Raw genomic sequence first — 8899 nt, 5'->3', positions numbered from 1 at the left:
GGACGGGGCGGCCCCGCCCGCGGGCGTTCTCCGCGCCGCCGCCCAGCCGGCCGCGCCCCTCGCGTCGCGGATCGCCGAGCGCATCGAGCGCTCCGTCGCGGGCGACGGCCGCGGCGAAGCCGACGCCGCCATCGTCGGCGACATCGCCCGCGCGCTCGGCTACAGCGCCAGTTACTGCGCCCGCATCTTCCGCGAGGCGTACGGGATGTCGCCGCGAGAATACCGTTCCGCCGTCGTGCTGCGCGAGGCGAAGCTGCTGCTGCTCGACCCGTTCCTGACGGTCGAAGCGGTCGCGGCGAAGCTCGGCTACGACGATCCCGCGACGTTCAGCAAGCAGTTCCGCCGATGGACGGGCATGTCACCGCGGGAGTACCGCACTTGGAAAGACGACCGGTAGACTGCGAGCGCCTTACGAGCGATCGCCCAGTCCGTTCACCCATACTTATACGTAATGCCGTACCCGCCCTTCGGGTACACCCAATGGATGTTATGCGACGGGCAGGCGATGCGGCACGTGCCGCATTCGATGCAGTTTTCGTACGCCACCGTCGTGATTTTTTGCTTTCCGTCCCACTCGTACACGTCCGACGGGCAGAAGAAATTGCAATCCTTCGTCGTACACTTTAAGCACGTGTCCCGCTCCTTAATGATCAAGTGCGATTGGTCGTCGCACTTGTAACGGATCGTAAACAACCGATCCGTCACCGCGCTGTTTCCGCTCATCCGTTCATCGCCCTCCATCCTTTGTAGCCGAGCTTCATCAGGTTTACCGGCCCTCCGGCCGCTTTGCGGATAATGTCGAACGCCTTGCGCTGCTTCGCCGCCTTCGTCTCGCCGTCCACGAGAAACATCTGGTACGCCGCTTCGTTCACCGCGCGGGGCAGCCGGTCGAACAGCAGCGCCGGATCCTCCTCCTTGAGCAGCGCGTGCATGCCCTTGTATTTCTTCAGATCCTTCAAGACGAACGACTCGCGAATGTTCCGGTCGTAAGACGACAGCGACGCCGCCGAATAATTTTCCACCGCCCGCGCCCGAATGACCGCCTCGCCCGCGAGCCGCCCCGACGTCATCGCGAGATTCGTCCCTTCGCGGTGCACGAAGTTGACGAGCTGCGCCGCGTCGCCGCAGACGACCCAGCCCGCCCCGGACAGCGGCGGGACCGAATGGTAGCCGCCCTCCGGGATGAGATGGCCGGAATATTCCTTCGTCTCCCCGCCTTGGATCAGCTTCTTGATCATCGGATGCTGTTTCACCGCGTCGAGCACCGCGTACGGCTTCACCTTTTTCTCGCGCAGATGATGGACCATGACCCCGACGCCGAGCGAGATCGTCTCTTTGTTCGTGTACAGGAAGCCCATCCCCGCCATGCCGAGCGACGTCTCGCCCATAAACTCGATCGTCACGCCCTCGTCGCCCTCGAGATTGAACCGGTCCTCGATCTTCTCCCGCGGCAGCGCGATGACTTCCTTCACCGCGAGCGACACCTCATCCGGCGCCCATTCTTGGTGAATCCCCATCGCCTTGCCGAGCAGCGAGTTGACGCCGTCGGCGATGACGACGACGTTCGCGTACAGATCGCCGTCCTCGCGGTCGGTGCGCACGCCGACCACCTTGTCGCCCTCGCGGATGACGTCGGTGACGACCGTCTCGTAGACGGGGAGCGCCCCCGCCTCGACCGCCTTGTTCGCGAACCACGGGTCGAATTTAACCCGCAGCCCCGTAAAGCAGTTGTAAGGCGACTTATACGCCTCGTTCCGATGGCCGAGCGTCACCATCGATTCCTTCCCCATCAGCCAGACGCGCTGCTCGACGATATGCCGCTCGATCGGGGCGTTGCGTTCCGTCCAAAACTCCGGTACGAGCTCCTCGATCTGTTTGCGGTACAGCACCCCGCCGAACAAGTTTTTCGCCCCGGGGAATTCCCCTCGCTCGATCAGCACCACGGACAGCCCCGCCCGCGCCATCGTCAGCGCCGCCGCGGCGCCGGCCGGTCCCGCGCCGACGACGACCGCGTCGAATTTCTCCGCCATTCGCTCAGCCTCCTTCTATTCGGAAAATGCCCCGCCTACGCCGATTCCGACGCCTTCGCCTCGAACGACCGCTCCGCCGCGAGCCCGCGCCGCGCTCGGATTTCCTCCGTTATCGCCGGCACGATCTTGAACAGGTCGCCGACGATCCCGTAATGCGCGAGCTGAAAGATCGGCGCGCTCTCGTCCTTGTTGATCGCGACGATCGTCTCGGCGTTCGCCATGCCGACCGTATGCTGCACCGCGCCGGAGATGCCGATCGCGAAATACAGCTTCGGCCGCACCGTCTGTCCCGTCTGGCCGACTTGATGCTCGTGGCCGATCCAACCGGCGTCGACCGCCGCCCGGCTCGCCCCGACGACGCCGCCGAGCGCGTCCGCAAGCGCTTTCAACAGCGCGAAAGCTTCCGGTCCGCCGAGCCCGCGGCCCCCCGCGACGATAATTTCCGCCTCCTCTAAATTGACGTGCCCCGACTCCTCGAGGAAATCGAGCACCTGCGTCGCGACGTCCTCCTCGCGAAGCGGGCAGTCGATCCGTACGATCTCGCCTTGCCGCGACGCGTCCCTCGGCAGCGCCTCGAACACGCCGGCCCGCGCCGTCGCCATCTGGGGCCGGTATTGCTTGCACAAAATCGTCGCCATCATTTTCTCGGAAAACGCCGGCCGGCTCGCGAGCAACAGCCGCGACGGATGCGGTTCGACGTCGAGCGCCGTCGTGTCCGCCGTCAGCCCCGTCGGCAGATGCGTCGCGATCGCCCCCGCAAGGTCGCGCCCCGTCGCCGTCGCGCCGAACAGGACGATCTCGGGCTTCGCGTCCTCGATCAGCTGCAGCATGACTCGGCTGTAAGGCCGCGTGCGATAATCCTTCAGCACCGGGTCGTCGCAGAGGTAGGCGACGTCCGCGCCGCGATAGATCGCTTCCTGCGCCAGATGACCGACGCCGTGTCCGACCGCGACCGCGAGCAGCGGCGCCTCAAGCTTGTCGGCGAGCTTTCGCCCTTCGCCCAGCAGCTGCCACGAGACGCTCTTCGCGGTCCCGGCGCGCTGCTCGACGAAGACGAGCACCCCGCGGTAGGCCGACCAGTCGGGCAGGTTATCCTTTTCCTTAATGTCGCTCATCCGCTTCTCCTCCTTATCGCTGCGCCCAGCCGAGCCGCTCGGGCATGCCGCTCGCCCACAGTTTGTCGGCGAGCGCCGCGGCGGCCTCCGACGGATCGCTCGCCGGCAGCATCGCCGGATTCGCCTTCCGCGCTTCCGGTACCCAGGTTTTCGCGACGATCGTCGGCGAACCCTTCAGCCCGATCTGCGAGCGGTCGATGTCGGGGAAATCCGCCGTCGTCCACACGATCGGCTTATACCGCGCCGCCCGCAGCATGCCCGGCAACGACGCCCTTCGCACCTTATTCAGCTCCTTCAACGCGGTGATGAGCACAGGCATGCGGGTTTGCACGACTTCCGTGCCGTCTTCCAGGTGGCGGTGCACCGTGACCGTGCGCGTCGTCTCGTCGACGTCGACCACTTTGGACACGTACGTCAGCTGCTCGGTATCGAGCCGGCACGCCACGCCGGGTCCGACCTGCCCCGTATCGCCGTCGAGCGTCTGCTTGCCGCAGAAAATCAGATCGACGGGTCCCCACGTCTCCTCGACCTTGCGAATCGTCTTCGCCACGACGTACGACGTCGCGAGCGTATCCGCGCCGGCGAAGCCGCGGTCGGTCACGAGCACCGCCTCGTCGGCGCCGAGGGAGATGCATTCTTTCAGCCCTTTCTCCGCGGGCGGCGGCCCCATCGTGACGACGGTGACGCGTGCGCCCGTCTCGTCCTTGATCCGCAGCGCCTCCTCGAGGCCATGAAGATCGTAGAAGTTGACGATGCTTGGTACCCCTTGGCGGATCAGCGTGTTGTTGTGCGGGTCGATGCGAATTTCACGGCTGTCGGGCACCTGCTTCACGCATACGACGATGTGCAGCAACGGAGGATCACCCTTTCGTTTGTGAAAAATAGTACATAGCATTGGATGGTTTGTCTGAAAATTTGCAGTTTTCAGAACAATCTATATATATGTATTCTATGCTTGCCGGAAACTTCCTTCAAGGAAAATGTCAACGCTTACATAAATTTGGGCGATCCAAGCCAAAAACATCAAAAAAAAGGCCGCCGAATCGGCGACCCTCTTGATTGTATGAGCGTATTCATTGTACAATGAAGAAATGCATGCACTCGTTTGGTGTTTATGATATTTTTATCCCAATTATATTATATCACCCGCGAGTTTGCGTGTCAACACCCTCTAAGGAGCGGGATGCCTATGTTAACGAAAGACCCCTGGGAACAAGAACGGAGCCGGTATGAACAGGTGCGGCGCTTCGTCTCGAAGCGCATCGCGATGCTGGAACCCGATGTGGGCGAAGGACGAACGCAAGTGGTGGAGCTTCGCCGCCGTTTTTGGGACGACGTGTCCGTCAACCTTGACTCCTTCGACGATCGATTAGAGTCGTACGTCAGCTTGAAGCAGCAAGCCGAGCTGCTCGGCGAACGCGAACGGGCGCACCGAACGCGTGCGCTTGAGCTTGCTTCGCTCCGGCGCGCGCGGATCGCCCCGTATTTCGGCTTCGTCGCCTTCCGCGAGGACGGCGCCTCCGACGCGGCTTCCGTCTATATCGGTTCCTCCACGCTGCTCGACGACGACGGAGAAACCTTTCTTGTCTACGATTGGCGCGCCCCCGTCGCATCGTTATATTATGACTTCCCTCCGGGGGATGCAAGCTACGAAACGCCCGGCGGCACGATCCGCGGCGTGCTCGAGCGCAAGCTTCAATTTCTTTCGGAAGAGGGGCGCCTGATCGGCGTGTTCGACAGCGACGTCGCCATCGGCGATCAGCTGCTCGCCCACATGGTGGCGCAGACGTCGGACGCGCGCATGAAGACGATCGTCTCTACGATCCAGAAGGAACAAAACGCGGCGATCCGCAACGACGCCGCCAAGCTGCTCGTCGTTCACGGCCCGGCCGGCAGCGGCAAGACGTCCGCCGCGCTTCAGCGTGTCGCCTATTTGCTTTACAAGCACCGGAACACGCTGCAGTCGAGGCACATGTTATTGTTTTCCCCGAACTCGATGTTTATGAGCTACGTCGATACGGTGCTGCCCGAACTCGGGGAGGAGCCGATCGGTCAAGCCACGTTCCCCGATTACGTACAATACCGGCTGGGGACGTCGTTTCGTCTTTCGCACCCGCTCGACGAACTGGAGGCGCGTCTTGCCGGGGCGGACGGCGCCGATGCGGGAACGGCCGACGAAACCGTCGTCGCGGCAGCGAAGGCGGAGCCCGATTTTCTCCGGGCGATCGAGCATGCCGTCGCCTCGCTGCCCGACGCGGCGTTCCCGTTCCGCGCCGTCCGGATGGACGGCAAGACGCTGATCGACGCGGCGACGGTAGCCGACACGTTCGCCGCGACCGACCGCAGACGCCGGCTCCCGGACCGGTTGGCGGAGACGAGCAAGAGGCTTCTGGGAAAGCTGACCGAGCTGGAACAGGAGTCGCTGGACGAGGACTGGGTAACCGAGCGCGTCGAGGCCGCCGACTCGGAAATGCTCCGCCAGGCGTATAAGGAATTACGCAGACGCCAACGCGGCGCGAACGCCGCCTTCAACGAGGGCGAGCTCGAGGAGCGCATTCTGCGGGAGATGGTCGCCAAGGCGCGATTCGCTCCGCTGCGGCGCCGCGTAAAGCGGCTCCGCTTCGTCGACGTCCCCCGCCTGTACCTGAGCCTCTTAGCCGCTTATCTCCCCGACGATCCCGCTTGGCGGGTCGGCGTGGAACGCACCGCCGCGGCGTTCGCGCAAGGAACGATGCCGTACGAAGACGCCGCGCCGTATTTGGCGCTGCAGGACGCGCTGAACGGCATTCCGGAGAGACGCGACGTCCGGCATGTCGTGATCGACGAGGCGCAGGATTACTCGCCGCTGCAGCTGGAGTATATTAAGCGGCTGTTTCCGTCCGCGCGCATGACGATCGTCGGCGATTTCCGCCAGGCGATCTTCCCGTTCGCCGCAGCGCTGGAGGACGAAGCCGCTCTCGCCCGGCTGTTCGGCGAAGCCGAAACCGCCGTCGCGGCGTTCCGCCGATGCTACCGTTCCACGCGGGAGCTGGTCGAATTTACAAGGCGGCTGCTCGCGGACGGCGGCGCGGACATCGAGCCGTTCGAACGCCCCGGCGAGCGCCCCGCGATCGTCTTCGCGGAAAACAGGGGCGCGGTCGAGGAAGCGATCGCGGAAGACGTCCGGCGTTTGCGACAGGACGGTTACGGCTCTATCGGTATTTTATGCAAAACGGCCGCAGCGGCGGCCGCAGCCTACGAGCGCCTTAGACCGCGCATCGACGGCCTTGAACTCGTCGCGAGGGACGCCACTCGGTTTCCCCCGGGCGCGTGCGTAGTGCCGACGTATCTTGCGAAAGGGGTCGAATTCGATGCGGTGCTGATCGAGGACGCGTCGGCAAGCGCCTACGGGAAAGCTGCCGAGCGGAAGCTCTTCTACACCGCCTGCACGCGGGCGATGCATCGGCTGCGGCTGTATGTCGCCGGACGGCCGTCGCCGTTCCTCGAAGGCGTACCTGCGGAAGCGTACGTTACGGAGCGGAGGTAACATTTGGAAGGCTCTTCTCCGCAACCTTCCGACTTGGGGATCGCGTCTAATGCGCAAAGAGACAGCACCACTAAGGAGATATAAAAACAAATGCGAATCCGATCCCTGCTTCTCTCGCTTACGGGCGCCGTCGCCATCGCTTCGTTCGCGGGCGCGGCCTTCGCGGCCGAACCGTCCGCCGCCCAAGCCTCGCCTTCGATCGGAGTGACCCTTAACGGCGCGCGCGCCGAGCTGCCGAAGGACCAAACGCCGTTCCTGCGCGGGAACCGGGCGATGGTTCCGATGCGCTCCCTATTCGAGTCGTTCGGCGCCGCGGTTCATTACGACGAAGCGACGAGAACGATTACGGCGAAGCGGCAAGGGACGACCGTGACGCTCGCGGTCGGCGCTTCCCGCATGACCGTGGACGACCGAGTCGTCGCCCTTGACGCGCCTGCGCTCCTTTCGAACGATCGAACGTTCGTGCCGCTCCGAGCGGTCGGCGAAGCGCTCGGCGCCTCCGTCGATTGGATCCCCGCGTCGAACGAGGTTCGCGTGTCTGGCCCGGTCGAACGCCGCGAGGCGCCTTCGGCCGCCGAACTGAGCGAGTCGGACCGGGAGATCGTCGCCTCGTCGACGCCTCACGCCATCGCCGAAGCGGCGCTGTATCGCTTGTATGACGTCTACGAGGAGGCGCGGACGGTATTCGCGCCAGGCCTCGAACCCGTTGCGGACGGCATGGCCGAGGAAGCGCCGTCGAACTTGTGGACGATCTCCGGCGGCGTACGGGAGCGCGGCGACGGCTTCGCCTTCGAGTTTACCGTCGTCGGCGCCGACGCGAACGGCGCCTACCGTACGCTCGGCGCCGATATCGTCGAGGTGTCGCCGACAAGCGACGGCTCCGGCTACATCGTGACCGGTTACGGACGTCTCCGCGTTCCTGCGCCGCTTCCCGGCTCCCCGACCGTGTGGACCGCCCGCGGCCCGCATGCGAGGACCGCGCCGATCGACCTCACCCACGCCGCGCCGCCGATACGCCTGGAGGCGGATCGGACGCTCGTCCCGATCGAGCTGCTGAAGCGCTTCGGGGAGACGAAGGCGGCTTCGAACGGCAGCGTGTCCGTCGCGCTGCCGTCGGGCCATGCGGCGTCGTTCCCGACCGTCGTCGCGGACGGGGCGACGTACGTCGCGGTAAGCGACCTGCAAAACGCGCTCCACGGCCGCCGCATCGCGTCGACGGGCGGGGAAACTTACGTATATGGCATCGTATGGAACGACGCGGCGAAGCAGCTTGTGCTCCACATCGAGGTGTATTCCCCGATCGGCTAAGCGAACGGAAAAGGGCGACGCCGCGTCATCTGACGCAAGCGTCGCCCTTTCGCATCAGGCGAGGCGGAAATCGTTACTCCGCCACCATTCGGTTCGTGAGCGAGCCGAGCTTTTCGATCTCGATCGTAACGACGTCGCCCGGCGCGAGCCAGACGCGCTGCTCCGGCGGCAGGCCGAGCACGACGCCCTCCGGCGTCCCCGTCAAAATAATGTCGCCCGGCACGAGCGTCATATGCTGCGAGATGTAGCTGACGATCTCGTCGCAATGGAAAATCATGTCCGACGTGTTCGAATGTTGGCGCACCTCGCCGTTCACGATGCTCTTGATTTCGAGCGCGTTCGGGTCGCCTACCTCGTCGGCCGTCACGAGGTACGGACCGAGCGGCGAAAATTTGTCGCACGACTTGCCGAGCAGCCATTGCGGCGTACGCATCTGCAGATCGCGCGCGGACAAGTCGTTCACGTTGCAATATCCGAACACGTAATCGAGCGCGGACGCCTTGTCCACGTACTTCGCCGTCTTGCCGATGACGATGACGAGCTCCGCTTCGTAATCGACTTCGCTCGAGACGCGCGGCAGCGGCACGTCGTGGCCGGAGCCCGTCAGCGTATTGTTGAATTTATTGAACAAAATCGGATATTTCGGAATCGGCGCGTTCGTCTCTTCGGCGTGCTTGCGGTAATTCAGACCGACGCAAATGATTTTATTCGGCCGCGTGACGCAAGGCCCGAACGTCAAACCGTCCTCCGCTTTGACGACGCGCGCCGCGACCGATGCGTCGGCGAGCGCCGCATCCGCGAGGCGCTGCAACGCGCCGACCGCGTCGGCGCCGCCTTCGATGACCGCCATGACGTCGGTCGGGACGGCTCCCGCCTCCGGCAGCGCCGCCGACGCCGCGGCGACGTCGACGACGCCGCTC

The 8899-nt window shown here is 64.4% G+C and carries 8 protein-coding genes; 3 read left to right on the top strand and 5 right to left on the bottom strand.

The annotated features are described in order from the left end of the window. On the top strand, positions 1 to 397 hold a 397-nt coding region (locus tag VEZ38_RS17850; protein WP_324895883.1), incomplete at its 5' end, for a helix-turn-helix transcriptional regulator. Positions 398 to 432: 35 nt separating this feature from the next. Here VEZ38_RS17850 and VEZ38_RS17845 read toward each other — a convergent pair. Genes VEZ38_RS17845 through VEZ38_RS17830 form a run of 4 tightly spaced genes read right to left on the bottom strand, consistent with a single transcriptional unit; the run spans position 433 to position 3998 of the window. Continuing rightward, positions 433 to 723 carry a ferredoxin family protein gene (locus tag VEZ38_RS17845; protein WP_324895881.1) on the bottom strand — a complete coding sequence of 97 codons (291 nt, stop codon included), beginning with the start codon at positions 721 to 723 and terminating at the stop codon, positions 433 to 435. Continuing rightward, complete coding sequence (locus VEZ38_RS17840; RefSeq protein ID WP_324895879.1) at positions 720 to 2030, bottom strand: FAD-dependent oxidoreductase; 1311 nt, start codon at positions 2028 to 2030, stop codon at positions 720 to 722. Before VEZ38_RS17840 ends, VEZ38_RS17845 begins: the two co-directional genes overlap by 4 nt. A gap of 35 nt (positions 2031 to 2065) precedes the next feature. Continuing rightward, positions 2066 to 3145: an electron transfer flavoprotein subunit alpha/FixB family protein gene (locus VEZ38_RS17835; protein WP_324895877.1), complete on the bottom strand. Its 1080-nt coding sequence runs from the start codon at positions 3143 to 3145 to the stop codon at positions 2066 to 2068. 13 nt (positions 3146 to 3158) lie between these two features. Continuing rightward, positions 3159 to 3998: an electron transfer flavoprotein subunit beta/FixA family protein gene (locus tag VEZ38_RS17830; protein WP_324895876.1), complete on the bottom strand. Its 840-nt coding sequence runs from the start codon at positions 3996 to 3998 to the stop codon at positions 3159 to 3161. A 336-nt stretch (positions 3999 to 4334) separates the two neighbouring features. Between VEZ38_RS17830 and helD the strand changes: the two genes are divergently transcribed. Both helD and VEZ38_RS17820 read left to right on the top strand, forming a co-directional pair. After that, positions 4335 to 6671, top strand: a complete 2337-nt coding sequence (gene helD, locus VEZ38_RS17825; RefSeq protein ID WP_324895874.1) for an RNA polymerase recycling motor HelD — start codon at positions 4335 to 4337, stop codon at positions 6669 to 6671. A gap of 90 nt (positions 6672 to 6761) precedes the next feature. Then, positions 6762 to 7979, top strand: a complete 1218-nt coding sequence (locus VEZ38_RS17820; RefSeq protein WP_324895872.1) for a copper amine oxidase N-terminal domain-containing protein — start codon at positions 6762 to 6764, stop codon at positions 7977 to 7979. 73 nt (positions 7980 to 8052) lie between these two features. On the opposite strand, the gene VEZ38_RS17815 is transcribed toward VEZ38_RS17820, so the two are convergent. Further along, on the bottom strand, positions 8053 to 8899 hold an 847-nt coding region (locus VEZ38_RS17815; RefSeq protein ID WP_324895869.1), incomplete at its 5' end, for a fumarylacetoacetate hydrolase family protein.

Source organism: Paenibacillus sp., from assembly GCF_035645235.1.
Classification (GTDB): Bacteria; Bacillota; Bacilli; order Paenibacillales; family YIM-B00363; genus Paenibacillus_AE.
This window is presented reverse-complemented; position numbering and strand designations above follow the sequence as displayed.

Excerpts from the sequence above, each read along its gene's own strand:
- VEZ38_RS17845 (WP_324895881.1), bottom strand. The coding sequence starts at position 723 with ATGAGCGGAAACAGCGCGGTGACGGATCGGTTGTTTACGATCCGTTAC.
- VEZ38_RS17840 (WP_324895879.1), bottom strand. The coding sequence starts at position 2,030 with ATGGCGGAGAAATTCGACGCGGTCGTCGTCGGCGCGGGACCGGCCGGC.
- VEZ38_RS17835 (WP_324895877.1), bottom strand. The coding sequence starts at position 3,145 with ATGAGCGACATTAAGGAAAAGGATAACCTGCCCGACTGGTCGGCCTAC.
- helD (WP_324895874.1), top strand. The coding sequence starts at position 4,335 with ATGTTAACGAAAGACCCCTGGGAACAAGAACGGAGCCGGTATGAACAG.
- VEZ38_RS17820 (WP_324895872.1), top strand. The coding sequence starts at position 6,762 with ATGCGAATCCGATCCCTGCTTCTCTCGCTTACGGGCGCCGTCGCCATC.